Source organism: Exiguobacterium sp. s124 (assembly GCF_018617485.1).
Lineage (GTDB): Bacteria > Bacillota > Bacilli > Exiguobacteriales > Exiguobacteriaceae > Exiguobacterium > Exiguobacterium aestuarii.
This window is the reverse complement of the sequence record NZ_JACSKH010000001.1, coordinates 1,768,220-1,792,778: the sequence shown is the minus strand read 5'-3', so window position 1 is coordinate 1,792,778 and position 24,559 is coordinate 1,768,220. Positions and strand designations below refer to the sequence as shown.

Here is a 24,559-nt window from a genome sequence, read left to right as displayed (position 1 = left end):
ATCATGAGTCGTGGGATAGAGAAAGGGACGGTCACCTATTTTTCGTTTGATGCACTCAGCATCCACGGTGCCGTCATCAAGCAAGGAGTGTTCAAGCGAAGCGCCTCGGTTCAATTGGCGAAAGATGCGTACGGAGAAGGAAAAATCCTCGACGAGACCGCGTTCAGCCTCGCTTTCGACGAACTTTGTCGCAAGTTGAAAGTCCGACGTGGCATGACGTGTGCGGTCGCATTGGATGAGACCGAAGTGTTATCTCGGAAAGTCGAGATTCCTTCTACGATTCCGAAAGACGAAATCCGTGGCTACTTGTTCATGGAAATCGGCAGTTCCATCATTTTACCGTTCGATGACGTGTCGTTCGATTATGAAGTGTTAGGCGAAGATGGTGTCAAAACGGACGTCATGCTTCATGCCGTATCGATCGAGCTGACGAAGTCGCTTCGGTCTTATATGAAAAAACGTGGTCTCGCCTTGAAGAAGATCACGCCACGTTCCGTCGCGGTCGCGAATGGTGTCATGCGTTTATCGGAGATCGATTCGCTTCAGTCGACGTTGATTTGGCATGTGACCCCGTTCTCGCATCAATTGCTTGTACTTGAAGAGGGGCAGATTCGCTTCATTCGTTCCATCGAGTCGGACCTCCCGTACCAAGTCGGGACGAAAGATGGCGTTGTGACGTATACATACAATGGGACGGATGAGATGAAAGCGAACCAGATGGACGACTGGTTGAACGAACTCGCCCGTTTCCTCGACTTCTATCGTTATTCGCTACGGACGGATGGTCGTGCCATTGACCACCTGTACGTCTCGGGTACGGTACCTGAAGTGGACGACTTGGTCCGCATGATTCAAACTGAATCTCTTGTTCCCGTGACACGGGTCGAACAACCGCTCGCGATTGCGCACGGGACGCCGCTCTCGCATCAGATGCTCCCACTACTCGGGATGGCGACTCTGCAACGTGATCAGAATACGAACTTCATCAACTCGACCGATGTGACGCTCCGCTGGCCGATCGTGACCGGGCTCGTTGCATTACTCCTCGGTGGAGGCGCTGCCGGTTACCTGTACTATGAGGTCGGTCAATTGGAAGCGGATCAGGCACGTATCGAAGAAGAACTTCAGCTCGTGGAGATTTATCAAACGGAACAGGTGAACTCGAAGGCGCAACAAGTGCTCGCCCTCGACCAGACCGTGACGGCGTTGACGGATATGGAGAAAGATGCGGTACCGGCACTACGGGCGTTGACGGAACAATTGCCTCCGACGGGATACGTCTTGACGTATAACTACGCGGACGGCTCGATTATGAGCGTGCGGACTCAGTTTGAGACGCTTGAGGATCTGAACGCCTTCCAACGTTCGCTCATGACCGATGAACGTTTCCTTGACGTGAAGCTCCTCGGCGTGACGACCGAATTGAAGGCGGCAGAAGAGGAAGAGGAGAATTCATTCGAAGAAGATCCCCTTCCACGTTATATCGGAGAGTTCACGTTCATGTTCCAAGACGTGGAGGAAGAATTGACTGAAGAAGAGGAAGCAGATGCGGAGGTGGTGAGTCAATGAAACGTTCGACAATTTATGCGTTATTTGCGATTTGCCTCCTCATAGCCATCGTAGCACCGGCTTACTTCGGATATACGTATTTCATCAAACAAGGTGAAGTCGAGGCGCTTGAACGCGACCTCTCGCTTGAACGGACGAAACTTGAACTGTTGCGTCAGGAAGGCAAAGCCGTTGATGTGGCGGACTCACAAACGCTCCAGACACGCGTTCCGACAGCCCCTGCACTCGACACGGTCGTCGAGGCGTTGTCTCAGGCGAGCCTGCTCGCTGGTGTTGATGTGACAAGCATCGCCTTCGCGGACGGTTTGGTGGCTGAGTCGGAAGTACCCGAGACGGTCGAACCGTTCAATCCGGCTGACGTCAGTGAGACGAACGAACCGGCTGAACCGACAGACGTTGCACCGGTCAATGCTTCGACCGTTCGTTCAACCGTGACCCTTCAGGCCGAGACATACGATGCCCTCGTCTCGTTCTTAGAATCAATCGAGTCGATGAACCGCATCCATGTTTTGCGGACGGTCCAGTTCACAGGACCTGCCGAGACGGGACCGAATACGGTCGAAGAAGTACAGGCGCTTGATTTTACGGTCGAACTGGATGCTTTCTATCGCCCGGACCTCGATCAGCTTGTTCCAGATCGCTACATCCCAGAACCGGCGTTCGAGCAAAAGGATATCCCGGTCTATGATTACACGACACCATGAATCGACACGTCCCTTCACAAAATGAAGGGGCGTTTTTTTCGACCCGAGTGATTGTGTTTATGACGCGTGTTGCCTACAATCAACAGAGAAGTGAGAAACGGCAAGGAAGCCCGTTTCAGAAGAAGAGAAGGAGTCGATACAATGAATACAACACAGAAGCGTGTCATCCTCGCCTCGATGTCACCACGACGCACCGAGCTACTGCGTAAAGCAGGAATTGAGCATGAAGTTATCCCATCGAACGTGACGGAAGGGACGGACGGCAAGGAATCTCCGAGTGAGTATGTCGGGCGTCTCGCCCGCGAAAAAGCGTTGGACGTGGCGCGTGATCATCGAGATGCCATCGTGATCGGTGCGGATACAGTCGTCGTCTTAGACGGTGTCATTTTGGAAAAACCAACTGACCGGGAGGATGCGAAACGGATGCTTGAACGCTTATCCGGCTCGACTCATGAAGTGCTCACTGGCGTGAGCATCATCGGTGCGACCCAAGACTTGTTCGTTACGACGACGCATGTAACGTTCGATGTGATTCCCGAGAGTTGGATGGAAGACTACCTCGATTCAGAAGAGCCGTATGATAAGGCAGGTGCCTATGGCATCCAAGGGTCGGGTGGTCTTTTCGTTGAGAAAATCGAAGGTGATTTTTACAACGTCGTCGGCTTACCGATCCATCCGCTCGTCAAGACGCTCGACCGGCATGGGGTGACGCCTCGCTTCCTGTGAATGCCTTGAAAGTAGGTGAAGGAATGACCATGGTGCTTGACCGTAGTGTAGAGACCGCTATCGCCAGATTGCTTCAAATCGGAGGACGGGGACCCGACCCGATGGAGACGGCGCGCCGCATCTCGGACGTGTATCCGACGTTACGGGCGCTGTCACAGGCATCCGTCCATGATTTGTGCAAAATCGAAGGGATGACGAAGAAGAAAGCGGAGCAGCTCCTCGCCGCGTTCACGATTGGGATTCGATACGTCGAAGAACCGAAAGCGAGTATGCCCACGATTCGGTCGCCCCAGGATGCGTATGAGTTGTTGCGAGATGAGTTAAGGCTCTTGAATCAGGAGCATTTCGTCTGTCTGTACTTGAATACGAAGAATCAACTCATCGCCCGGAAGACGCTCTTTGTCGGTGGACTCAATTCGTCGATCGTGCATCCGCGCGATGTGTTCCGAGAAGCGCTCAAGTTATCGGCGGCGTGTTTTATCGCCGTGCACAATCATCCGAGCGGTGACGCGACGCCGAGTCGAGAAGACATCGAAGTGTCCGAGCGGTTGGTCGAAGCGGGGAACATCGTCGGCATCGCGTGTCTCGATCACGTCATCATCGGGGAAGACCATTACGTCAGCATGAAGCAGCGGGGATATATGAATGGGTGAGGAGTGGGAAGCAGGCATTAGGGTGCCTGCTTTTCATTTGATTGTGGGTGCAAGGCGTGAACTAAATGATCTTAAAAATAGAGCTGATTGTGTGAATGAAATTCGCAATTACTTGTCTTAAGAGTGATTGAGAATTTGGGATTGCAAATATAGAAGGAGAATTCCACGAACTATAATGTTCTGTATGGACTTTGTATACTGATTGCAGAAGTTTTCAAATTATGGTGATATCTTATACTTTGAAAGTTCTTCGTATTCTAGAATCAAATCTTTAAGAGAAGTGCTATAAATATTGGTTGTAACTATAAAATTATCAATAGCACCCCAAGTACTAGCACCTTTTGATATTAATCCCAAGTTTATAAATTTATTAGCGCTTGTAAAATATGAAACTAAATTAGGGTCAACTTGTATTTGTTCTTTGAGGAATGATCCGTGTTTCATTTCATTGAAACCATAATAGGCTTGGTGTGAAACGATATCCGACTCTGGATTACAAATTAAGAAATCGTATAATAAGCAAAAATGATTAATATCAGTATCATTCAAACTTGATAGAATTTCTAACATTACTATAGAAATATGATTCTCTAACAGTTCGGGCTTTACAACTATTTGTCCTGAATATATTCCTAAAAGTATAGTTGCTTGATTGCTATGAGTTTGTTTAGAGACTTCTGAAGCTCTACCGATATAAGCAATGAGTGCTTCATTTTTTGTCAGTTGTGAAAATAATTCTTTTAAATAGTCTTGATCACGCTCGCAATCGATATATACTTTTGCCATCAAAACATCTAGATAGTTTACGCGAAGACTTTGCAGAAATGTTTCACAGTGGTCTAAAATCGCGCGTGCAGGTAAAGGAAAACTCAAATTTGAAGAAATGCCAAAATCTAGCGTATCAGCAATAATCTTTTTGAAATCCATGTCTTTTGCGGACTTGAGAATCATTGGGTAATTTATATGCTCACGTTTCATATGTAGACTCCTTTAATATTTCATGATGTTAGTATAAGTTTTTAATTAGGAAAATAGTAGAAGATAATCACGTGAAAGACAGAAGCGAAAATGGTTAATTGAGTGATATATTTATAATGATAGATAGCGGTAATTAGGTTCATTGAACTTTATTGCGTAATTATTATTAAAAAAGTGGTGATTTAATGACGACTCAGACTTGGATTGAGATAGGCAAAATGGTATCGCCGATTTTTACAGTTGCTTTGGCGGCAATTTTAGCCGCACGTTACTATGAGAAAAATAAAAGAGTTGATTTTTCTTTGAAATTATCTGAAAAGGCAGTAGAAGAAATATATAGTCCTATACTTGTAGACATCGAAAAATACATTATTCAAAATGGTTATTATGAAGGTCTTTCCATGAATGACGTAAAGAAAATTGATTTAATTTTTTCAAGAAATCGCCATCTTGTAGATTCAAATCTTTATAATATCTTATGGAGGTATCAAGACGAAATACGTAGAGAATTTGAAGTGAAACTTTTGTTGACAGGTGAAGAAAGTTCATATTCAAACGATGAAAAATTCTTGGATGAAGATAGAAAGTTTCTTTTTGAATTAATCCGAGTAAGAGATGAACATTTAAAAAAAATCGGTTTCTATTCTTAAATTGTTTATATAGTTAGGGTGAAGATAATAAATTCTAACCTTAAATTGTGAGTAAGGAAGATATCACAGAGAGCATTGTAATAATTATTGAGGAAAGAGAGTCGGATGCGGTTTTCACGAGAGCGTTCACGACTTTAATGATAGCATTGATCCTCCATCGGGATATAGAAGAGGACTTTTTGGCAGAGGAGCAGTTTAAGCGGACAACGACTGCTCTTATTCAATATTTAACATTAGAGAAAGACACAAGAGGATACGTAAATGGGAAGGGATGGGCCCACTCGATTGCCCATGCTGCAGATGCGGTAGACGAGCTCATCGCAAATCCCAAACTCAATCCGAAGTCATTTCCTGAACTTTTCAATATCATCATCGAACAAATCATGCGTTCCGACATATTGGCGCATGATGAAGACGAACGTCTTATCAATCCAGTCCTACGTTTACTCGAACGGGGGTTGGATTCTGAAATCCTCCTTCATCATGTAGAGCGGTTCCCACATCTTCTGGAGGAGCGTAAACAACATCTTGATGAGGAATCGTATTGGTATGTCGTTCATAACGTGAAAACATTTTTGAAAAGTCTGTACATCCGATTAAACGAAGACAATCTCCACATCTCCTTGCAACAATCTATCCTTCATTTATTGAAGAAACTGTGACGAGGGAGAAAGAATATACAATTTCCTCCAATTGATTCGTGGACTTTGATAAAATATCAGGTGAGGTGTTCAACATGGAAAAAATCATCTGGTTGTTCATGCTTGGCGTATCGCTCCTCGTGAGCTACGTCCAACTAGACGCGACCATCTTCTCGCTCGTCCTGTTCGTCCTGTTTTTATTCGTGAGTACGGCACTATTCCTTCGGTTCGACGAGGACCACTGGCTCGACCGTGTCTCACCAATCGTCGGTGTCGGAGTAGGTGTTCTATCACTCATCGGCTATCTTGGTCTGGTGGTAGTCTCTTTCAATGAACTCGATCAACTCGGAATCTGGACGGTGCTCGTCCGCTTACTTCTCATGTATGTTGGAATCTATATATTCGTGATGACGACGACAAGCTTTTTAGCCGGAGCGACGCGTGTGAAACCGTCCCGCTTCTTTCGACCGGTGCTGATCTTCTCTGTCTTCTTCTACGGCGCGATGTTACTCCTCCCGCTCCAACCAGGTTTGTAACCGTTCTCTCTTAGGCAGACGCCTACTCGCGTCTGCTTTTTTTGATTTGCCTTTTTCCTCAAAAGAAGGCAAACTAGTAGACGGTGAGACAGGACTGAGATGCGGTTATTGTAAATAACCTGTAATCGAATGAACGTTTTCAAACATGATTTTTCCGTTATAATAAAAAATAGTGTAACGAAGAGAGGAGCAACACCTATGTTTCGTAGTTTTAACCGAGAAATCGGAATCGACCTTGGAACGGCTAACACGCTCGTTTACGTAAAGGGTCAAGGAATTGTTGTTCGTGAACCGTCCGTTGTGGCGTTCCGTACAGATACAGGTAGAATTGAGGCCGTTGGTAACCAGGCCAAAGATATGATTGGACGTACGCCAGGGAACGTCTCTGCTCGTCGTCCGATGAAAGACGGCGTTATCGCTGACTTTGAAACGACAGCAACGATGATTAAATACTTCATGGAACAAGCTCAAAAATCAAAAGGCGGTTTGTTCTCATCGAAGACGAACGTCATGATTTGTGTACCAAGTGGTATCACGTCTGTTGAAAAACGTGCTGTCGAAGACGCTGCGAAACAAGCAGGGGCTCGTGAAGCATACACAATCGAAGAACCGTTCGCGGCAGCAATCGGCGCAGGTCTCCCGGTTTGGGAACCGACTGGCTCGATGGTCGTGGATATCGGTGGCGGTACGACCGAAGTCGCAGTGATCTCACTCGGCGGCATCGTGACAAGCCAATCAATTCGTGTCGGTGGTGACGAAATGGACGACGCCATTATTCGTTACATCAAAAACAAGTACAACCTCATGATCGGGGAACGTACGGCCGAGACGCTCAAAATGGAAGTCGGTTCGGCGCGCATCGACGCATCGAACGAGGCGGAGAAGATGGAAATCCGTGGTCGTGACCTCGTGACGGGACTTCCGAAACAAATCGAAGTGTCGTCTACAGAAGTATGCGAAGCACTCTCGGATACAGTCGAAGCCATCTTGGCAGGTGTCAAGCAGACCCTTGAACAAACACCACCAGAACTCGCGGCTGACGTAATGGACCGTGGAATCGTCTTGACAGGCGGCGGCGCGCTCCTCAAAAACTTGGACGACGTCATCTCAGACGAGACGCACATCCCGACACTCGTTGCGGATGAGCCACTCGACTGTGTAGCAGTCGGTACAGGAAAATCTCTTGAAATGATGGACGTCCTCCGTTCGAAATCAGGCATCTCGTCACGTCGATGAGAGGTGAGACACGATGAGCCGATTCGTACGCAATAAAAAGCTCATCATCACGCTAATTGTACTGATCTTGTTTTTCGTTATTTTAGGGGTTTCGATTCGAGGACGATCGGAATCAGCCTGGTACCAAGACGTCACGCGTGATGTGGTCGGCACGTTCCAGCGAGTGTTCGCGGTACCAATCGGATGGATGGACTCGACGGTCTCATCCATCTCGGACGTCCGCGACATCTACGAAGAGAACCGCCAACTAAAAGAACATTTGGCGAAGTACGCCGAGGTATCGGTTGAGGCAGATGACTTGCGCCGTGAGAATGAGGAGCTTCGAAAAATGGTCGAAGCGAAAGACAAGTCGTTACGCGACTTCGACCTCATTCCTGCGGAGGTCATCGGTCGGACACCGAACGATTGGCAACGCTACGTCACCATCAACGTCGGTTCTGAACGCGGCGTTGAGAAAGGCATGGCCGTGACCGCAGCGAGCGGAATGGTCGGTCGTGTCATTCAAACGAGTGCCTATACGTCACAAGTGCAACTGCTCAGCGACAACAACCGGACGAACAACGTCTCGGCTGTCGTCAAAGATGCGGACGGCAAAGCGACATATGGGACGATTGACGGGTTCGATACGGAGACGAACGAGTTATTCTTCACGAAAGTATCGAATAGCGTCAAGTTGAAAGAAGGAGAAATCGTATCGACCTCTGGACTCGGGGGACGTTACCCGGCCGGACTCGTCATCGGTACGATCGAGTCGATCGAGACGGATGAATATGGCGTCTCGCAAGTCGCCCGGATCAAACCGGAGGCCGACTTCAATGAGTTCTCACAAATGTACGTGATTGATCGGACACTAGACGAACCGTTTCTAACGGGTCCCGAGGAAGGAGGAACAGCGGGTGAGTAACATGAAAGTGTTCATCGCCCTGTTCCTCCTTTTTCTTATTGAAGGAACATGGGCATCGATTTTCTCGTGGCACTATGCCACGCCCTATCTCTTATTGACGTTGATTGGGCTGATGTTCGTCAGTCTGTATGGCAGATGGGAGACGGCGCTCGGGTTCGGTCTTGTATTCGGGTTGCTGTACGATATCGTCTATACCGACTTGCTTGGAATTTATGTATTTACTTTTTCACTCATTCCTCTCTTAGCCAGCTTCGTGTTAAAATATATAGGTGAGAACTTCTTCTCCGTCACCATCACCTTTACGTTCATGATTGTCGTATTCACAGTTGCGATATACGGGATCATGGCGGCGATCGGTGGGACGTTGATGACGATTCAAACACTATTGATTGAACAGATTCCAGGGACCGTGCTCGTCAATGCCATCGCCATCGTGATTCTTTATTATCCGATGATGCGGTATGTGACGATCCGACCTGTTGTGAAAAGAGGGTAGCCATGATGGAGCGTAAACGACACATTACGATTAAAGGACATCGCAACGGAATTGCCATCCACTTCAATCCGAAGAGTGGCATCGACGAGGTGCTTACGGACTTTGAAGCGACATTACAAGAAATGGAGCCGCCGTCCGGTAAGATTGCCCTGAAGTTGCACGCGGGTACTCGTTATCTTGACGAGGAGCTGATACGTCAAATTCGTGAGGTCGTCGCTCGTCATGGCGTTTTTTATATTGAAGACTTGTCGAGCGATGTCATGTTGACGGAAGAAGCGAAAGCAACGTACGGCAGAAAGACGTTCCACTACCATAGCGGGACGATTCGCAGTGGGCAGGTCCTCACGTTTGATGGTTCGGTGCTTGTGATCGGGGATATCAACCCTGGCTCAGAGGTCCGGGCGACAGGAAGTATTTATTGTTTAGGCACGATACGAGGAAATGTGCGTGCGGGTGTCGAAGGATGGGAAGAAGCGGTCATCACCGCGAGCCTACTCCATCCGAAGTTTTTGGCAATCGGCGAACACGTTCTCACGTCCGACGATGAAGAAGAACTTCCTGAGATTGAGATGGGTTGTGCGTACCAGACGAATGACGGGATCGAGATGACACGTCTCCGCCACGTCATGACCGGTCTGAAAGACGCATATGCAATGGAATTACAGAGAGGGTGAGTGGAATGGAGCAAGTAGTGGAGCCTGTACATACAGAAAAAGAAGTGAAAAACGGCAGAGCCATCGTCGTGACATCAGGAAAAGGGGGCGTCGGCAAGACGACGACGACCGCCAACATCGGGACGGGGCTCGCCTTGTCTGGACACTCGGTCTGTCTCGTCGATACGGATATCGGGTTGCGTAACCTCGATATCATTCTCGGACTCGACAACCGGAGCATCTATAACCTCGTCGACGTCATTACAGGACAATGTAAATTGAACCAGGCGCTCGTTCGCGACAAACGGTTCGAAGAGATGTACTTGCTTCCGGCCGCGCAGTCGAAAGACAAGACGTCGGTCAATCCTGAGCAAGTGAAAGAGATTGTCGACCAATTGAAGACGGAATATGATTTCGTCTTGATTGACTGCCCTGCGGGGATTGAGCAAGGATTCATGAACGCGATCGCGGGGGCGGACGAGGCGATCGTCGTCACAACGCCAGAGAAGGCGGCCGTCCAAGACGCAGACCGCATCATCGGGATGCTCGAACAAGCGAATCACATCGAAGCGCCGAAGCTGATCGTCAACCGGGTGAAAAATCACCTCGTCGAATCAGGTGATATGCTCGATATCGATGACATCATGCGCATCTTGTCGATCGACCTCCTTGGCGTCGTCATCGATGATGAGGAAGTCATTGCCGCTGCGAACCGTGGGGTACCGGTCACGATGAACCCGGACAACAATGCCGGACAAGCGTACCGCAACATCACGCGCCGCATCCTTGGTGAATCGGTCCCGCTCATGTCGATTCAGACGGAGACGGCACCGGTCGGCTTCTGGGCACGACTCATGATGAAATTTGGAATGAAAAAAGCGTAAAGGCAACGAAAGTTGCCTTTTTCTGTCGAAAGGAGAGGTGCACATGAAGTTAATCTACGAACGAACACCTTCCATCGAACGGGCGATGCTCGTGGACGGGGAACGTTTGCTCGAAGTCGAGGAACGCTTCGTCGACCAGTTGTCGGTCGGTACAATCGTCGAGGCTGCGATTGAACGGATTCATCCGTCACTCGGGGCGGCTTTTTTGACGGACGGGGAGACGACGTTCTTTTTACCGATTGCGGAGACGCTTCGCGCGCTCGCCTCGTATCCGGACGTGCCGGCGATCGGACAAGCGGCTGTCGTCGGGGAGAAACGACTCGTGCAAGTGACGAAAGAAGGCATCAATGGCAAGCATCATAAGGTGACGGAGAACATTCGGTTCGGTGGACGCTATCTCGTCTACTTCCCATACGGTCGTCGGAAGTTGTTCAGTCGAAAGCTCGACCTCGTCACGCAGGACCGCCTCTCGAAGTCGGTCGCCCTTTCAGAAGAGGAAGGGGTCCTGTTTCGGACGGAGGCCGGCCAAGTGGCACCAGACGCCTTACAGGAAGAACTCGACTTGCTTCGTGATCGTGCGAAAACCGTGATTGAACAGCGCTACGGTCAAGACGAGCTACTATGTGAACATTTCGTACGCCGTCATGCGGTCGAATCAGTCCTTTTGAACGACAAGGAAGGACAGGCGCGCATTGAGCGACTCGACGTCCCTGTGAAACGTCATATCGGCAAAGGACGAATCCCGGAGGCGAAACGTCTCGATGGGATGATTGAAAAGCTCGAAAGTCGTGCCGTCTGGTTGGATGGAGGGGCGTTCGTCTTGATCGAACAAGTCGAGACGATGACCGTTATCGACGTCAACAGCGGGAAGAACGTCGCCGTCAAAGATAAAGGACGTGCGGCCGATACGATCAATGAAGCGGCACTCTATACGATTATGGAACAGTTGCGCTTACGTAATATTGGCGGGATGATCGTCATCGACTTCCTCCGTGGTTCGAAAGAAGGACAGACCCGACTTCTCAAGAAAATGAAAGAACTCGGGGCACGCGACCCACGTCGCGTCGAAGTGTATGGATTCACATTGATGGGATTGTTCGAGTTGTCGAGGGAGCGGACCGGGCGCTCGATTCAAGACCGGATGACCTATGCGGGCAAGTCGTCGAAGCTAGCCGTTTTCTCGCAGTTTGAACGTGCGCTCCTCGATCTCAGCGGGCAATACGAGGCGGTCGTCCTCTCGTTACCGAAAAAGTGGCACGACGTTTCCTGGCATGAATTCGACATCGACGTCCACCTCATCGAAGGGGATCCGAAGTTTGCCTTTTACGGGACGTCTGCAGAATGTCAGAATTTCTTATCTCGCCGTTGACAATGAATAATTGAGAGTGGTATTATCTATAACGTTAGTTCGTTTGGAAGCACCCAAATGGCTACAACCGCACAGAACGGGTTTTAAAGGTATTTGCCCTGCCCAGGATGGCGAGTCTGAGTTTAACAAGGAGGTGCACGTATATGTACGCAATCATCAAAACTGGTGGTAAGCAAATCAAAGTTGAAGCAGGTCAAGAGATCTACATCGAAAAACTCGATGCTGATGTCGAAGGTACTGTAGAATTCGGTGAGGTTCTTTTCGTTGGTGGTGACGATGTTAAAGTCGGCGCTCCACTCGTAGAAGGCGCTAAAGTTGTCGGTACTGTGGTAAAACACGGCCGCGCTAAGAAGATCACTGTCTTCAAAATGAAAGCTAAGAAAAACTACCGTCGTAAGCAAGGTCACCGTCAGCCTTACACGAAAGTTCGCATCGAGAAAATCGAAGCGTAAGCTATGATTCGGGTCAAGGTAAGACGAGACGAGGCGAAGTCGATTCGCTCCGTCGAAGTGACTGGTCATGCCAATTTTGCAGAACCTGGTTCTGACTTGGTGTGCGCCGGTGTTTCAGCCATCATATTTGGTGCCTATAACGCCGTCGAAACGCTTGCGGGTCAATCACTTCTTGTAGAAATGGCAGATCAAACAGAGGGTGGTTACTTTTATGTCGAGACGTATCCTGACTTATCACCGCAGGATATGGAACGCACCCAACTGTTATTAGAAGGGATGCTCGTGCAGTTAGACACGATCGCCCAAAGCTACGGTGAATATATCCAAATTGAACAATAGGAGGTGGACCTCATGTTACAATTGAACCTTCAGTTCTTCGCTTCGAAAAAGGGAGTTGGTTCGACTAAAAACGGTCGTGACTCAATTTCGAAACGTCTCGGTGCAAAACGCGCTGACGGACAAACAGTTTCAGCTGGATCAATCCTTTACCGCCAACGCGGTACAAAGATTCACCCAGGTGAAAACGTTGGCCGTGGTGGCGACGACACTTTGTTTGCGAAAGTTGACGGCGTAGTACGCTATGAGCGTCTTGGTCGCGACAAGAAACAAGTGAGCGTTTACCCAGTCGCGTAAGTTGAACGACGCAGAAGACTCTAGCCACTTTTTTGGTTAGAGTCTTTTTTTCTAGGAGAGGATCAAATGGATTCAGAACAGACACTCGAGCTCTTATCGACCGTCCGTCACGAATGGATGAATCGGCTTCAATTGATCTCGCTCTATGCGGCACTCGATCCGACTAAGCTAGAAGAACTTTACGAACGCTATCGGAAACAGGCCGACGAGGAGAGTGCGCTCGTTCGCCTGAACGTGCCACAGACGAGCCTTGTCGTGATTCAAGCGAATTGGGAAGGACGGATGACGTATACGATTTCGACCGACCAACTCGCCATCGATGATGCGCGAGTGGCAGAGATGCTTGTCCGATTGTTAGAAAACACGGACGGGCCGATTCATGTGACGTTCACGGACGGACTGATGGTTCGCGTCACGGGAGATGTCCCGGAAGACGTGCTCACGTCAGCCGATGTGTACGAACAGAACGTAGCGATGACTACGTTTCACATAAAGGAGGGGAAATAAATGTTTGTCGATCAGGTTAATATTTTTGTAAAAGCTGGAGACGGTGGTAAAGGAATGGTTGCCTTCCGCCGCGAAAAGTATGTCCCAGATGGTGGACCTGCAGGTGGTGACGGTGGTCACGGTGGAGACGTCGTCTTCGAAGTAGAAGAAGGATTGCGCACACTCGTTGATTTCCGTTATTCGAAGAAGTTTATCGCCCATGATGGCGAAAAAGGAATGTCAAAAGGGATGCACGGACGTAAAGCGAAGCCGCTCATCGTCAAAGTCCCACCTGGCACAATCGTATTCGACGCAGAGACGGATACGGTCATCGCCGACTTGACGGAGCACGGACAACAAGCGACGATCGCCAAAGGCGGACGTGGCGGACGCGGGAACTGTCGTTTCGCGACACCTGCCAACCCGGCTCCAGAAATCGCTGAGAACGGTGAACCAGGTCAAGAGCGTGAGTTGCGTCTTGAGTTGAAACTTCTCGCAGACGTCGGACTCGTCGGATTCCCGTCTGTCGGGAAATCAACGCTTCTGTCGGTCGTCTCTTCGGCACGTCCAAAAATCGGGGCGTACCACTTCACGACGATCACACCGAACCTCGGTGTCGTCAAGACAGCGGACGACCGCAGTTTCGTCATGGCCGACCTTCCAGGACTCATCGAAGGGGCTAGCCAAGGCGTTGGGCTCGGTCACCAATTCCTTCGTCATATCGAACGGACGAAAGTGATCGTTCACATGATCGATATGAGTGGGATGGAAGGACGCGATCCGTTCGAAGATTACACGACGATCAACCGTGAGCTCGAGTCGTATAACCTACGCCTCCTCGAGCGTCCGCAAGTCGTCGTTGCGAACAAAATGGATATGCCGGACGCAGAGGAACATCTCGAAGAGTTCAAGAAGAAGGTAGGAGACGATGTCAAAGTCTTCCCAATCTCTGCTCTCGCACAAGATGGTCTTCGCAACTTGTTGATCGAAGTGGCGAACTTTGTCGATACGACACCTGAATTCCCACTCGATGAGCTTGAAGAGAAGACAGCGACGCCTCGTGTCGTGTATCGTTATGAGAAGGAAGAGAAAGGCTATCAGATCCACATCGATGAGTACGATCGCTTCGTCATCACGGGGCCACGTATCGAGAAGCTCTTCAAGATGACGAACTTTGACCATGATGAGTCAATCAAACGATTCGCTCGTCAAATGCGTCAGATGGGCGTCGATGATGATCTTCGTAAGCTTGGTGCCGAAGACGGCAGCGTCGTTGCGATTCTCGACTTCGAATTCGAGTTCGTGGAGTAAGAAAAAATTATTTGTTAAGAAGAAACGGAGTGTGAAGCTAACGTGGACCCTGTGCCCTCGTCAAGTTTAATTCTATATGTAGTTCTCATCATGTTGTCAGCGTTTTTCTCATCAGCAGAAACGGCGCTTTCAAGTGTAAACCGTGTTCGGATGATTCGGATGGCAGAAGACGGCGACAAAGCCGCTAAACGCGTCCTCAGTCTCGTCGACCGCTTTGACGATACGCTCTCGACGATCCTCGTCGGGAACAACATCGTCAATATCGGTTCGGCGACGGTATCGACCGCCATCGCCACATCAATTTTCAGTGGCGGTACGGGTCTTCTCGTGTCGACGTTCGCGACGACGGTCATCATCTTAATCTTCGGTGAGATCTTACCGAAATCGCTCGCCAAAGAATTTGCGGAGAAGTATTCGCTTCTCATCAGCGGGATTCTCGTGTTCCTCGTCAAAGTCCTCAAACCGGTGACGATGATCTTCACTGGCTTGAAGAAGTTGACGCTTCGGATGATTGGGATGAAAGCCAAGGAGCCGTCAGTCACGGAAGAAGAGTTGAAAGTGCTCGTCGATATGGGAGAAGAAGAAGGTGTGCTTGGTGAGACGGAAGCTGAGCTCGTCCATAGCGCCTTCGCCTTCAACGATATTACCGTCGATGACGTCTTGACGCCGCGAATCGATATTTTGGCAGTCGACATCGACGATTCGCTCGATGAAATCAAAGACACGATTTTCAGTGGTGGACATTCACGTTTGCCGGTCTACAAAGACTCGATTGACAACGTCATCGGTGTCTTGTCAGAACGTGACTTCTTGCGTTCGATGATGAAGGATGAAGTGACGGATGTCCGTTCGCTCATTCGACCGCTCACGTATGTGTCACCGCAGACGAAATTGATTGAACTACTTCCGATTCTCCAACAGAAACAATCTCACATGGCTGTCGTCCTCGATGAATTTGGGGGCACGGCGGGTCTGATCACGTTAGAAGACATGCTCGAGGAGCTCGTCGGCGACATCTGGGATGAGCACGACGAATCTGTCGTCTATCTCAGACGTCTCCGTGAAGGCGTATACGAGTGTATGGCTGACATGAACGTCGATGAATTCGCCGAAGAGATGGGGATTGCGGAACCAGACGTCGATTCCAACACGATGGGCGGTTGGTTCGTAGAATTACTCGGCGACATCCCGGAGAAAGGTGCGCAAGTGACGTATCAAGACTTGACGTTCACCGTTCTCCACGTGGAAAAACGCCGTGTCCGGAAACTGTTAGTGGAGACTGGACAATCACAGCAAGAAGACATGCAAGAAGAAGCATAAAGAAAAGGGATGATTCGCCACGAGCGAATCATCCCTTTTTGTGTTAGACCGATTGGCGCTCGATGCGCTCAATCAATTCGTATGGACGTACTTTATAGATGGCGTATGGCATATAGACGGGATCAATCGCATCGAGGAAGCGCATCTGGAAGTGCTCCCGTTTGATATAGTCGCCGACATTATGAGCATCGACTTTGTGGAATCCGACTTCTTGCGTTTCTCCGGCTTGTGGTCGAAGTTCTCCAGACACATATTTCGCGCGGAACGTGACGCAGAGGACACGGGACGATACGTTTTGATAAATCCCGGTGATGCCTTCTACTTCGATTTTCACACCTGTCTCTTCGTCCACTTCACGGTGGATTGCGTCGACGAGCGATTCATGTTCTTCGACCTGTCCGCCCGGCATCTCGAACGAGTCGTTCCGATGCATGTTTTTGACAAGGAGGACCTCACCCGCTTCGTTCGTAATATACGCCGTCACACAAACGATGGCACGCGGCGGCGTATAGTGACCGGTCGGCATCATGAACTCTTCGCTTGACTTGATATACAAGTCTTTTCCGAGGCGGGCCCGTTTTTTCATGGCATCCCGTCTTAACGCGCTGCCGCGATAATCTCGCTCGACTTGCTCATAGTGTTCACGGTCCCGATATTCCCATAATGCCATGACCTCGGATTTGTCTTCGGTCACCCAGCGTCCGACGAGGCGAGCGCCATGGGACGCTTGAATCGGATAGATGTATGTATGGAAGAAGTCGGTGAATTCTTGCAGGCGTTCAGGTCGAATCGTATACGTTTTACGGCGATGGAACATGGTGATTCCTCCTTTTTCGTTGTGCGGTGTCCTGTATGTGTGACCGCGATTCGCTTACATTGTTCTTATTCGACAGATGTGAGCGTTTCCCTTTTCAACAAAAAAAGAATCAGCGCTGGTTACGCTGATCCTTTCACATGTTTTGGTTGCTGGCGAAGATGGCGGACGACGAGAACGATTCCGATGGCCAGTGCCAGGAAGGGCAGGATGTCGTCCATGAAATGACCGATCATGCGCCAGTTGTTGCCGAGCATCATCCCGACATGAATGAAGACGAATGACCAGACGGCGAAAATGAGTGTCGTCACCGACAAGAATTTTCGGAACGACAGGCGCATCACGCCCGCACTCACGGCGAACAGTTGGCGCCAGAAGAGACTGAGGCAGACGATCCATGCCCCGTATTTCTCAAACCAGCGCTCGGCACGAAGCTGCTTGTCTTGGCGAATCCGGAAATATCCATACAGCTTCAAGGCGACGGGACGTCCGCCGTATCGACCAATCCAGTAAAGACCGATCTGACTGAGCGTGAAAGAGAACCACGCCAGTAGGAACGTTAGGAAGAAGGACGCGTCATGTGAATCGACGAGAAAGCCACCATATGCGAGAACGAGTTCGTTCGGGATGAATTGAATGAAGATACCGATGGGAATGCTGAAAACACCGCATACGGCGAGCATGTGCTCGAGGACGTTCATGACGAATCCTCCTTTCGAGTTGATTTCGGGAAAGTTGTTCCATCCATCAGTATAACGGACATGACTGAAAAGAAAAAGAAGAGATGTCACATATTCGTGACGTCTCTTCAATCTAATTCAGATACGAGAATACCGAGCCGGTCGAGCTCTTTCACGGCGGCATCGATTGCCTCTTGATGATCGGCTTCAAGTGTATGGACGTGTAATCCTCCGGTCAGTTGAGAAAGCGGAGAGGCACCGTGCGCTTTGACCCGTTCGAGGAAGGCACGGACGTCACGTCGGCTCTTCACCATGAGTTGTCCGGTGATGGATCCGTAAACAGGGTGATCGATGATGACGTCTTTGATGGTGACCCCTTCATCGACGATGGCGTTCATTTCTGCCTCCATCTCCTCTGCCGTATGGCGGCAAGCCACCTTTTTCGAATAAGTAGACGGGGTGAGGTCACCTTGCAAATAGACGTAACCACGAGCGGTCGCGACGATTTGGTGACCTTTTGCTTTTAAGAGCGACAAGTCTTGGACGATGACTTGGCGACTGACAGATACGTGCCTCGCCAGTTCAGATCCTGTGATCGGTTCATTGCTCGATTCGATCAATTGAAGTAAAGTGCGACGGCGTTCTTCACCGGCTAAACGTTTGTTCATGATGTTCGACTCTCCTTGCTAAAGTGACGATGGCATCGGCGAGGGCCGATGTGTCTTCGACGGTCGTTTGCGCGCCGAAGGAAATGCGGACGAGTCCGTGGCATGCGCTCGTCTCATATCCGAGTGCTTCAAGCATGCGGTTCGGTCCATTCTGACCGGCGCGGCATGCGGACCCGGCTGATACTTGGAACCCGAGATCGTCGAGCTCAGTCATCCACCATTGTCCATCGCGTTGATGAGATACGAAGGAGAAGATAGCGGGACTTTGTTCGTCAAACTCGAGCCAATGGACATACGCTGACGTCTTCTCTTTCAAGATAGCACGAAATGCCATGAAATTTCTCTGAAAACGTGTCAATTGCTCCTGACGTTCCCCGAGCGCTTTGACGAAGGCGCTTATTCCGGGAACATCGATCGTACCTGGGCGAATCCCGTATTGATGATGACCTGGGTAGTAAGGTGGTGGAATCAGGCGTTCCATATAGAGGGCACCAATTCCTTTTGGCCCCCCAACCTTATGGGCACTGAACGAATAGGCATCGATTCCTTCCACAGAGATGGGAATTTTCCCAAGTGCCTGTACGCCGTCCACGTGAAAGAGGATCTTCTTATATTTGAGGAGACATTGGATATGGTGGAGCGGTAACACCCAACCTGTGTCGGAATTGACGTGCTGGAGCGTGACGAGTCCGATGTCACGGTCAAGTAAGTGTGTGAACGTGTCCATATCAAACTTTCCGTCCTTCAGTTTCAACCGATGGACGATGACCCCTTCTCGTTCCCATTCTTCAAGTAAGAGGGCAACCGAATCATGTTCGTGCCAGGACGTGATCACTTCTTTCCCTTTCATTCGTTTCCGTAAGCTCGTCAGTGCGATGTAATTACTCTCCGAGCCACTTCCGGTGAATAATAATTTCCCTCGTAACATATCAAGCCCGAGCGCCTGTTTGATCAAACGTCGTGCCTCTGTCAAATAGTCTTCAGCCATATATCCGTGTGCGTGGAGTGATGATGGGTTCCCATAAACGTTTTTGGCCATAGCCACGTAATGGTCTAATGCTGCATGTGTCATAGGATGTGTAGCGGCGTAGTCGAAGTAGCGGTTCATCATGGACTCCCCTTTTCTCATGTTGTCTTCTACACAAAATTATGCGAAACTAGTTTACAAGTCAACATTACATATGAAAAACAGGTGATATACAAGTGTCTTTACAGATAAAGAAAACCGACATTTTGATTATCGGAACAGGACTTGCTGCCGTCGCGACGGCGCTTCATGTGCCATCCTCATTGTCTGTTCTCCTCGTCTCAAAGGGTGAGGTGACGTCGACGAACTCTGATTTGGCACAAGGAGGTATTGCGAGCTCGTATCTAGAGGAGACGAGTGAGGCACATAAAGAAGACACGATGCTTGCTTCGAACAGGACATCGTGCTCAGAACGTGTCGACATTCTCGTAAAAGAAGGTCGTCGAGCGATTGAAGAGATGGAACGGTTCGGTGTCCGCTTCGATCGTGACGAAGACGGATATGCCCTAGGACGAGAAGGGGCACACCAGTTGCATCGCATCTTTCATGCCGGGGGTGACGAGACGGGTCGACATGTGATGCGACAGTTACGTCGGTCGTTACCGGACAATGTCAGCATTCTAGAGCATGTTCTCGTCCATGACCTTGTGATGAAGGAAGGGCGTGTTGTCGGTGCGCTAGCCTTTCACCATGAGGAAATGCTCCAGTTGGAGGCCGGTGCAGTCATTCTCGCTACAGGTGGAATTGGTGGTCTGATCGATTGGACCTCGAACGCCAAGACGGTGACCGGTGACGGGCTTGTCTTGGCGAACCGATGCGGGGCGAAGCTGACGCACTTACAACAGATTCAATTTCATCCGACATTACTTGCTGCCGAGGAACCACATCTCGTCACCGAAGCGCTCCGTGGTGCCGGTGCCAAGCTTGTCGATGCATCCGGTAACCACGTGATGGCGCATGACCCACTCGGAAGTCTCGCTCCTCGCGATGTGGTGGCGCGCGTCCTGACAGACCATGTCGGACTCGTCTTTCTCGATACGACAAAGGTGAAGCGACTGCGTGACCGCTTCCCAAAACTCGTTGCGACGTGTGACAAGCTAGGAATCGACCTTCGACAAATCCCCGTTCGCCCAGGGCTTCATTTTCATATGGGTGGAATCGAAGTGGATGAATCGGGTCGAACGGACGTCGATGGCCTATACGCCGTCGGGGAAGTGGCGGATACGGGTGTACACGGAACGAATCGACTGGCATCGAACTCACTCTTGGAATGTTGGGTGTTCGGAAAACGTGTCGCCGAGGCGATTCAGGTGAACGATGCATCCTTAGCGACGAGCGATGTGATGGTGTATGACATCTCACCTGAAACGTTTCAGGCGTTTCGTCATCAAATCGGCAAATGGTTGACGATTTCACCGAACTTGGATGAAATGAAATGTTTCTTACAAAATACCCAAACGTTGACCTTGACGAAACACGTGACAAGACAATTAAGTGAACAAACTTTACAACTCGATGCGGCGCGCCTTCTCGCGCAAAGCATCCTCGAAATGGAGAGGTACGATGAACACGATTTATCTACGCGAACAGCTGCGACAGTTTCTGATTGAGGATATCGGATATGGTGATTTGTCGAGTGAACTGATCGATGAACGGGACGAGTCAGTCGCGACTGTCATCGCGAAAGAGCATGGCGTTTTCTGCGGAAAACCGATCGTCCGTGAACTCGCGATCATGCAGCAACTCGACTTAGTGGCTTGTCAAGAAGACGGAAGTCGAATTGCACCAGGCGATGTACTCATCGTCTTGAAAGGAAAGACCCGTGTCCTTTTAGAGACAGAACGCGTCCTATTGAATGTGATTCAGCGGATGAGCGGGATTGCGACGATGACCCGGCAGTGCGTCGATGCGCTCGGTGACGACTCGATTCATGTCACGGATACACGCAAGACGACACCGGGACTTCGGATGCTTGAGAAATATGCGGTTCGTGTCGGCGGGGGTTATAACCATCGGCTTCGGCTCGACGATGCCGTCATGATCAAAGACAATCATATCGTCGCCCTCGGCGGTGTGGCAGAAGCCGTTCACGCGGCGCGCTCGAAAGTAGGGCATACGACGCCGATCGAGGTCGAGGTCGAATCGTTCGACCAACTCGTACAAGCGATTCAAGTGAATCCGGATATTGTAATGCTCGATAATCGGACACCAGATGAATTACGAGAATGGGTGCGTCATATCCCGAACCATATCACGATCGAAGTATCCGGCGGCATCACGCTCGACACGATTGCCGACTATCGAGGGATTCGGATTGATGTCATCTCGCTCGGTCAATTGACCCATTCAGTGCGAGCGCTCGACTGTAGTATGAACTTACAAGGAGGAATGAAATATGCAACTACTCGGAACACTCCCACCGACGTACGCTAATCTGTCGGTGGAGGAAATGGAGACACGGATTCAGGCGGTCAAAGATCGACTCGGGACACGTCTCTTCTTACCGGCGCATCATTATCAAAAAGACGAGGTCGTCCAGTTCGCGGACGCGACAGGAGATTCGCTCCAGCTCGCACGGCTCGCGGAACAGATGAGCGAAGCGGAATTCATCGTCTTCTGTGGTGTGCATTTCATGGCAGAGACGGCAGACATGTTGACACGGGATGACCAAATTGTTGTTTTGCCCGACATGCGCGCCGGCTGTTCAATGGCAGACATGGCCGATATCGATCAGACAGAGATTGCGTGGGAAGAACTGACGGAACGATTCGGGGATGGGATCATCCCAATCACATATGTCAATTCAACGGCGGCCATCAAAGCGTTCGTCGGGCGTCACGGCGGGGCGACCGTCACATCGTCCAATGCACATGAAATCGTCCGTTGGGCGCTTGAGGCAGGCGAACGCATCTTGTTCCTTCCAGATCAACACCTCGGACGGAATACGGCATACGATCTCGGGATCCCGCGCGAGGCGATGGCCGTCTGGGATCCGCTCCGTGAAGAATTGGTCGCCGAGGGGGATGACGAGCAAGTGAAGGTCATCTTGTGGAAAGGACACTGCTCTGTTCACGAGAAGTTCACGGTGTCGCAAATTCAAGCATTCCGTGAGCGCGAACCGGATCGTCGTATCATCGTCCATCCGGAATGTACGTTTGACGTCGTCCAGGCGGCGGATGAGGCCGGTTCGACGTCGTATATCATCGACAAGATTGATGCGAGTGCACCGGGAACGAAATGGGCGGTCGGGACCGAGATGAACCTCGTGAACCGGTTAGCGGCAACATACCCGCACCTCGATATCGTCTCGTTGAACCCGTTCATGTGTCCATGTTTGACGATGAACCGAATCGACTTGCAACATCTGCTTTGGGCGCTCGAGTCGCTCGAGACGGATCCTGTCAACGTAATTCGTGTCGATGCTGATACGACAGAATGGTCAAAACGCGCACTTGAACGCATGCTCGCACGTTAATCGCTTCAGGACAGGCAAACGCCTGTCCTTTTTTCATATCGCTCGTTATGGTACAATAAATGCAGTTTTTCCGACCGAAAAGGAGAGTACACCGTGATTGAATTCGTAAAAGGACCCGTCGCCTATGTGTGTGCGGAATATATAACGTTAGATGTCTCGGGCGTCGGCTACAAAGTACATGTGCCTAACCCGTTTTTTTATCGTGAACAAGACGAACATGTAATCGTGTTTACGCATCATTACGTCCGTGAAGATCAACAGACGCTATACGGTTTCCGGTCACGCCGGGAACGGGAGCTTTTCAATAAACTCCTTAGCGTGAGCGGTATCGGACCGAAGGGGGCACTCGCCATCGTTGCCTCGGGTGATATCGACGCGTTGATCGATGCGATTGAGACCGAGAACGAGAAGTATTTGACCAAGTTCCCGGGAGTCGGGAAGAAGACGGCCAAGCAGATGGCACTCGACTTGAAAGGAAAGTTATCCGAGCTCGCACCGGATTATGTGCCGAACGAAGGGTTGTTCGCGCAAGGTGCGTCTGAACTCGACGAGGCGTGTGAGGCGCTCGTCGCCCTCGGATATTCTGAACGAGAGATCGCGAAAGTCCGCAAAGCATTGAGCGGAGAGATCTTGACGACCGACGCGTACATAAAACGCGCGCTACAGCTGTTATTGAAATAAGGAGGAAGCTATGGACGAACGATTGTTGTCACAATCTCATCAGCAATATGAAGACTCTGAAGAGTGGAGCTTACGTCCGCAGCGCTTCGAGCAATATATCGGGCAAGAAAAGGCGAAAGGGAATTTGTCGGTCTTCATTCAGGCCGCCAAACTTCGCAGTGAGACGCTCGACCACGTCTTGTTATACGGACCCCCGGGACTCGGGAAGACGACGCTCGCGCAAATCATCGCCAACGAGATGGGTGTCGGGATCAAGACGACAGCCGGACCGGCGATTGAGCGACCAGGTGATTTGGCGGCAATTCTCTCGACTCTTGAGCCAGGTGACGTCTTGTTTATCGATGAGATCCACCGCTTGAGCCGGACGATTGAGGAAATTCTTTATCCGGCGATGGAAGACTATTGTCTCGACATCGTCTACGGACAAGGAGAGATGGCACGAAGCGTCCGTATCGACTTGCCACCGTTCACGCTCGTCGGGGCGACGACGCGTGCCGGGATGTTATCGGCGCCGCTTCGGGACCGTTTCGGGGTCACGTTGAAGCTCGAATATTATGAGGCGCATGAACTCGCGGCAATCGTCAGTCGGACGGCCCAGCTGTTCCGCCTTTCGATTTCACCTGAAGCGAGCGGCGCGATTGCGAAGCGTTCGCGAGGGACGCCACGAATTGCAAACCGTCTCTTGCGTCGAGTCCGTGACTTCGCGCAGGTAGCCGGAACGAAAGAGATCGACCCTGTGCTCGCATCTGATGCGCTCGACCGTCTACACGTCGATGCGCTCGGGCTCGATGAAGTCGACCACCGATTGCTTCGAGCTATGGTGGAGCGGTTCGGGGGTGGACCGGTCGGACTCGAGACGCTCGCCGCAACGATCGGTGAGGATGCTCAGACAATCGAAGACGTCTATGAGCCATATTTACTACAACAAGGGTTCTTGCAGCGTACGCCGCGAGGACGGATGATCACACAGTTTGCCAAGTCGCATTTTGGTTATGAAGAGGAAGAGGAGTAAG

The 24,559-nt window shown here is 50.3% G+C and carries 29 protein-coding genes and 1 other annotated feature; of the genes, 24 read left to right on the top strand and 5 right to left on the bottom strand.

All coding sequences use genetic code 11. The features are described 5' to 3' along the window. The first annotated feature begins 3 nt into the window (after positions 1-3). From pilM to radC, 4 genes are all read left to right on the top strand, one after another. On the top strand, positions 4-1,569 hold the full coding sequence (pilM, locus tag KNO85_RS09345) for a pilus assembly protein PilM (protein ID WP_214789345.1): 1,566 nt from the start codon (positions 4-6) through the stop codon (positions 1,567-1,569). Beyond that, positions 1,566-2,273 carry a hypothetical protein gene (locus tag KNO85_RS09340; RefSeq protein ID WP_214789343.1) on the top strand — a complete coding sequence of 236 codons (708 nt, stop codon included), beginning with the start codon at positions 1,566-1,568 and terminating at the stop codon, positions 2,271-2,273. Before pilM ends, KNO85_RS09340 begins: the two co-directional genes overlap by 4 nt. Positions 2,274-2,414: 141 nt before the next feature. Continuing rightward, entirely contained in the window at positions 2,415-2,999 is a 585-nt protein-coding gene (locus KNO85_RS09335) for a Maf family protein (RefSeq protein ID WP_214789340.1), read from the top strand. A 23-nt stretch (positions 3,000-3,022) separates the two neighbouring features. Then, on the top strand, positions 3,023-3,652 hold the full coding sequence (gene radC, locus KNO85_RS09330) for a RadC family protein (protein ID WP_015881143.1): 630 nt from the start codon (positions 3,023-3,025) through the stop codon (positions 3,650-3,652). A gap of 219 nt (positions 3,653-3,871) precedes the next feature. On the opposite strand, the gene KNO85_RS09325 is transcribed toward radC, so the two are convergent. Beyond that, positions 3,872-4,630 (bottom strand): hypothetical protein, encoded by a 759-nt coding sequence (locus KNO85_RS09325; RefSeq protein WP_214789337.1) that lies wholly within the window; start codon positions 4,628-4,630, stop codon positions 3,872-3,874. A gap of 185 nt (positions 4,631-4,815) precedes the next feature. Between KNO85_RS09325 and KNO85_RS09320 the strand changes: the two genes are divergently transcribed. The 15 genes from KNO85_RS09320 to KNO85_RS09250 all read left to right on the top strand — a co-directional run bounded on the left by KNO85_RS09320 (position 4,816) and on the right by KNO85_RS09250 (position 16,201). Then, positions 4,816-5,280: a hypothetical protein gene (locus tag KNO85_RS09320; RefSeq protein ID WP_214789335.1), complete on the top strand. Its 465-nt coding sequence runs from the start codon at positions 4,816-4,818 to the stop codon at positions 5,278-5,280. A 47-nt stretch (positions 5,281-5,327) separates the two neighbouring features. Then, positions 5,328-5,942, top strand: coding sequence for a DUF2785 domain-containing protein (locus tag KNO85_RS09315; protein ID WP_214789332.1), 615 nt, complete (start codon positions 5,328-5,330; stop codon positions 5,940-5,942). Positions 5,943-6,016: 74 nt separating this feature from the next. Further along, a complete protein-coding gene (locus tag KNO85_RS09310; protein WP_214789329.1) occupies positions 6,017-6,457 on the top strand; it encodes a hypothetical protein in 441 nt (146 codons plus the stop codon). Positions 6,458-6,655: 198 nt separating this feature from the next. Beyond that, positions 6,656-7,693, top strand: coding sequence for a rod shape-determining protein (locus KNO85_RS09305; RefSeq protein ID WP_214695333.1), 1,038 nt, complete (start codon positions 6,656-6,658; stop codon positions 7,691-7,693). A 13-nt stretch (positions 7,694-7,706) separates the two neighbouring features. Beyond that, positions 7,707-8,597, top strand: coding sequence for a rod shape-determining protein MreC (gene mreC / locus KNO85_RS09300; RefSeq protein ID WP_214789326.1), 891 nt, complete (start codon positions 7,707-7,709; stop codon positions 8,595-8,597). A gap of 1 nt (position 8,598) precedes the next feature. Further along, positions 8,599-9,093, top strand: a complete 495-nt coding sequence (gene mreD, locus KNO85_RS09295) for a rod shape-determining protein MreD (protein ID WP_083600174.1) — start codon at positions 8,599-8,601, stop codon at positions 9,091-9,093. Positions 9,094-9,098: 5 nt separating this feature from the next. After that, positions 9,099-9,767, top strand: a complete 669-nt coding sequence (locus KNO85_RS09290) for a septum site-determining protein MinC (protein WP_251130613.1) — start codon at positions 9,099-9,101, stop codon at positions 9,765-9,767. 5 nt (positions 9,768-9,772) lie between these two features. Continuing rightward, positions 9,773-10,630: a septum site-determining protein MinD gene (minD, locus tag KNO85_RS09285; RefSeq protein WP_214789320.1), complete on the top strand. Its 858-nt coding sequence runs from the start codon at positions 9,773-9,775 to the stop codon at positions 10,628-10,630. Positions 10,631-10,673: 43 nt separating this feature from the next. Next, a complete protein-coding gene (locus tag KNO85_RS09280) occupies positions 10,674-11,999 on the top strand; it encodes a ribonuclease E/G (protein WP_214789317.1) in 1,326 nt (441 codons plus the stop codon). 55 nt (positions 12,000-12,054) lie between these two features. Further along, positions 12,055-12,127, top strand: a sequence feature (ribosomal protein L21 leader region). A gap of 15 nt (positions 12,128-12,142) precedes the next feature. Next, complete coding sequence (rplU, locus tag KNO85_RS09275) at positions 12,143-12,451, top strand: 50S ribosomal protein L21 (protein ID WP_015881153.1); 309 nt, start codon at positions 12,143-12,145, stop codon at positions 12,449-12,451. 3 nt (positions 12,452-12,454) lie between these two features. Further along, positions 12,455-12,790: a ribosomal-processing cysteine protease Prp gene (locus KNO85_RS09270; protein ID WP_015881154.1), complete on the top strand. Its 336-nt coding sequence runs from the start codon at positions 12,455-12,457 to the stop codon at positions 12,788-12,790. A gap of 12 nt (positions 12,791-12,802) precedes the next feature. Beyond that, entirely contained in the window at positions 12,803-13,084 is a 282-nt protein-coding gene (rpmA, locus tag KNO85_RS09265; protein ID WP_015881155.1) for a 50S ribosomal protein L27, read from the top strand. 66 nt (positions 13,085-13,150) lie between these two features. Further along, the gene (locus KNO85_RS09260; protein WP_214789314.1) at positions 13,151-13,591 is read left to right on the top strand and encodes a Spo0B domain-containing protein; all 441 of its coding nucleotides are present in this window, start codon (positions 13,151-13,153) and stop codon (positions 13,589-13,591) included. Beyond that, positions 13,592-14,881 (top strand): GTPase ObgE, encoded by a 1,290-nt coding sequence (gene obgE / locus KNO85_RS09255; protein ID WP_074035227.1) that lies wholly within the window; start codon positions 13,592-13,594, stop codon positions 14,879-14,881. Positions 14,882-14,923: 42 nt separating this feature from the next. Further along, positions 14,924-16,201 carry a hemolysin family protein gene (locus KNO85_RS09250; protein ID WP_214789311.1) on the top strand — a complete coding sequence of 426 codons (1,278 nt, stop codon included), beginning with the start codon at positions 14,924-14,926 and terminating at the stop codon, positions 16,199-16,201. Positions 16,202-16,244: 43 nt separating this feature from the next. On the opposite strand, the gene KNO85_RS09245 is transcribed toward KNO85_RS09250, so the two are convergent. From KNO85_RS09245 to KNO85_RS09230, 4 genes are all read right to left on the bottom strand, one after another. Next, the gene (locus KNO85_RS09245) at positions 16,245-17,018 is read right to left on the bottom strand and encodes an NUDIX domain-containing protein (RefSeq protein ID WP_214789309.1); all 774 of its coding nucleotides are present in this window, start codon (positions 17,016-17,018) and stop codon (positions 16,245-16,247) included. A 119-nt stretch (positions 17,019-17,137) separates the two neighbouring features. Next, positions 17,138-17,716, bottom strand: coding sequence for a DedA family protein (locus tag KNO85_RS09240; RefSeq protein WP_214789306.1), 579 nt, complete (start codon positions 17,714-17,716; stop codon positions 17,138-17,140). A gap of 107 nt (positions 17,717-17,823) precedes the next feature. Next, positions 17,824-18,363: a transcription repressor NadR gene (locus KNO85_RS09235; protein ID WP_214789303.1), complete on the bottom strand. Its 540-nt coding sequence runs from the start codon at positions 18,361-18,363 to the stop codon at positions 17,824-17,826. Then, positions 18,341-19,471, bottom strand: a complete 1,131-nt coding sequence (locus KNO85_RS09230) for a cysteine desulfurase family protein (protein WP_214789300.1) — start codon at positions 19,469-19,471, stop codon at positions 18,341-18,343. Before KNO85_RS09230 ends, KNO85_RS09235 begins: the two co-directional genes overlap by 23 nt. 95 nt (positions 19,472-19,566) lie before the next feature. On the opposite strand from KNO85_RS09230, the gene KNO85_RS09225 reads away from it, so the two are divergent. From KNO85_RS09225 to ruvB, 5 genes are all read left to right on the top strand, one after another. Next, on the top strand, positions 19,567-21,000 hold the full coding sequence (locus KNO85_RS09225) for an L-aspartate oxidase (protein WP_214789297.1): 1,434 nt from the start codon (positions 19,567-19,569) through the stop codon (positions 20,998-21,000). After that, positions 20,954-21,823 (top strand): carboxylating nicotinate-nucleotide diphosphorylase, encoded by an 870-nt coding sequence (gene nadC, locus KNO85_RS09220; RefSeq protein ID WP_214789294.1) that lies wholly within the window; start codon positions 20,954-20,956, stop codon positions 21,821-21,823. Before KNO85_RS09225 ends, nadC begins: the two co-directional genes overlap by 47 nt. After that, a complete protein-coding gene (gene nadA / locus KNO85_RS09215) occupies positions 21,786-22,865 on the top strand; it encodes a quinolinate synthase NadA (protein ID WP_214789291.1) in 1,080 nt (359 codons plus the stop codon). The genes nadC and nadA overlap by 38 nt, the downstream gene beginning before the upstream one ends. A 93-nt stretch (positions 22,866-22,958) precedes the next feature. Continuing rightward, the gene (ruvA, locus tag KNO85_RS09210; RefSeq protein WP_015881166.1) at positions 22,959-23,546 is read left to right on the top strand and encodes a Holliday junction branch migration protein RuvA; all 588 of its coding nucleotides are present in this window, start codon (positions 22,959-22,961) and stop codon (positions 23,544-23,546) included. A 10-nt stretch (positions 23,547-23,556) separates the two neighbouring features. Beyond that, a complete protein-coding gene (gene ruvB, locus KNO85_RS09205) occupies positions 23,557-24,558 on the top strand; it encodes a Holliday junction branch migration DNA helicase RuvB (RefSeq protein WP_214739730.1) in 1,002 nt (333 codons plus the stop codon). Position 24,559 lies beyond the last annotated feature (1 nt).

Excerpts from the sequence above, each read along its gene's own strand:
- KNO85_RS09230 (WP_214789300.1), bottom strand. The coding sequence starts at position 19,471 with ATGAACCGCTACTTCGACTACGCCGCTACACATCCTATGACACATGCA.
- KNO85_RS09320 (WP_214789335.1), top strand. The coding sequence starts at position 4,816 with ATGACGACTCAGACTTGGATTGAGATAGGCAAAATGGTATCGCCGATT.
- obgE (WP_074035227.1), top strand. The coding sequence starts at position 13,592 with ATGTTTGTCGATCAGGTTAATATTTTTGTAAAAGCTGGAGACGGTGGT.
- KNO85_RS09305 (WP_214695333.1), top strand. The coding sequence starts at position 6,656 with ATGTTTCGTAGTTTTAACCGAGAAATCGGAATCGACCTTGGAACGGCT.
- KNO85_RS09325 (WP_214789337.1), bottom strand. The coding sequence starts at position 4,630 with ATGAAACGTGAGCATATAAATTACCCAATGATTCTCAAGTCCGCAAAA.
- KNO85_RS09270 (WP_015881154.1), top strand. The coding sequence starts at position 12,455 with ATGATTCGGGTCAAGGTAAGACGAGACGAGGCGAAGTCGATTCGCTCC.
- minD (WP_214789320.1), top strand. The coding sequence starts at position 9,773 with ATGGAGCAAGTAGTGGAGCCTGTACATACAGAAAAAGAAGTGAAAAAC.
- mreC (WP_214789326.1), top strand. The coding sequence starts at position 7,707 with ATGAGCCGATTCGTACGCAATAAAAAGCTCATCATCACGCTAATTGTA.
- KNO85_RS09340 (WP_214789343.1), top strand. The coding sequence starts at position 1,566 with ATGAAACGTTCGACAATTTATGCGTTATTTGCGATTTGCCTCCTCATA.
- mreD (WP_083600174.1), top strand. The coding sequence starts at position 8,599 with ATGAAAGTGTTCATCGCCCTGTTCCTCCTTTTTCTTATTGAAGGAACA.
- KNO85_RS09235 (WP_214789303.1), bottom strand. The coding sequence starts at position 18,363 with ATGAACAAACGTTTAGCCGGTGAAGAACGCCGTCGCACTTTACTTCAA.
- radC (WP_015881143.1), top strand. The coding sequence starts at position 3,023 with ATGACCATGGTGCTTGACCGTAGTGTAGAGACCGCTATCGCCAGATTG.
- pilM (WP_214789345.1), top strand. The coding sequence starts at position 4 with ATGAGTCGTGGGATAGAGAAAGGGACGGTCACCTATTTTTCGTTTGAT.
- KNO85_RS09290 (WP_251130613.1), top strand. The coding sequence starts at position 9,099 with ATGGAGCGTAAACGACACATTACGATTAAAGGACATCGCAACGGAATT.
- KNO85_RS09280 (WP_214789317.1), top strand. The coding sequence starts at position 10,674 with ATGAAGTTAATCTACGAACGAACACCTTCCATCGAACGGGCGATGCTC.
- ruvB (WP_214739730.1), top strand. The coding sequence starts at position 23,557 with ATGGACGAACGATTGTTGTCACAATCTCATCAGCAATATGAAGACTCT.
- rpmA (WP_015881155.1), top strand. The coding sequence starts at position 12,803 with ATGTTACAATTGAACCTTCAGTTCTTCGCTTCGAAAAAGGGAGTTGGT.
- KNO85_RS09260 (WP_214789314.1), top strand. The coding sequence starts at position 13,151 with ATGGATTCAGAACAGACACTCGAGCTCTTATCGACCGTCCGTCACGAA.
- KNO85_RS09245 (WP_214789309.1), bottom strand. The coding sequence starts at position 17,018 with ATGTTCCATCGCCGTAAAACGTATACGATTCGACCTGAACGCCTGCAA.
- nadC (WP_214789294.1), top strand. The coding sequence starts at position 20,954 with ATGAACACGATTTATCTACGCGAACAGCTGCGACAGTTTCTGATTGAG.
- nadA (WP_214789291.1), top strand. The coding sequence starts at position 21,786 with ATGCAACTACTCGGAACACTCCCACCGACGTACGCTAATCTGTCGGTG.
- KNO85_RS09335 (WP_214789340.1), top strand. The coding sequence starts at position 2,415 with ATGAATACAACACAGAAGCGTGTCATCCTCGCCTCGATGTCACCACGA.
- KNO85_RS09310 (WP_214789329.1), top strand. The coding sequence starts at position 6,017 with ATGGAAAAAATCATCTGGTTGTTCATGCTTGGCGTATCGCTCCTCGTG.
- KNO85_RS09240 (WP_214789306.1), bottom strand. The coding sequence starts at position 17,716 with ATGAACGTCCTCGAGCACATGCTCGCCGTATGCGGTGTTTTCAGCATT.
- rplU (WP_015881153.1), top strand. The coding sequence starts at position 12,143 with ATGTACGCAATCATCAAAACTGGTGGTAAGCAAATCAAAGTTGAAGCA.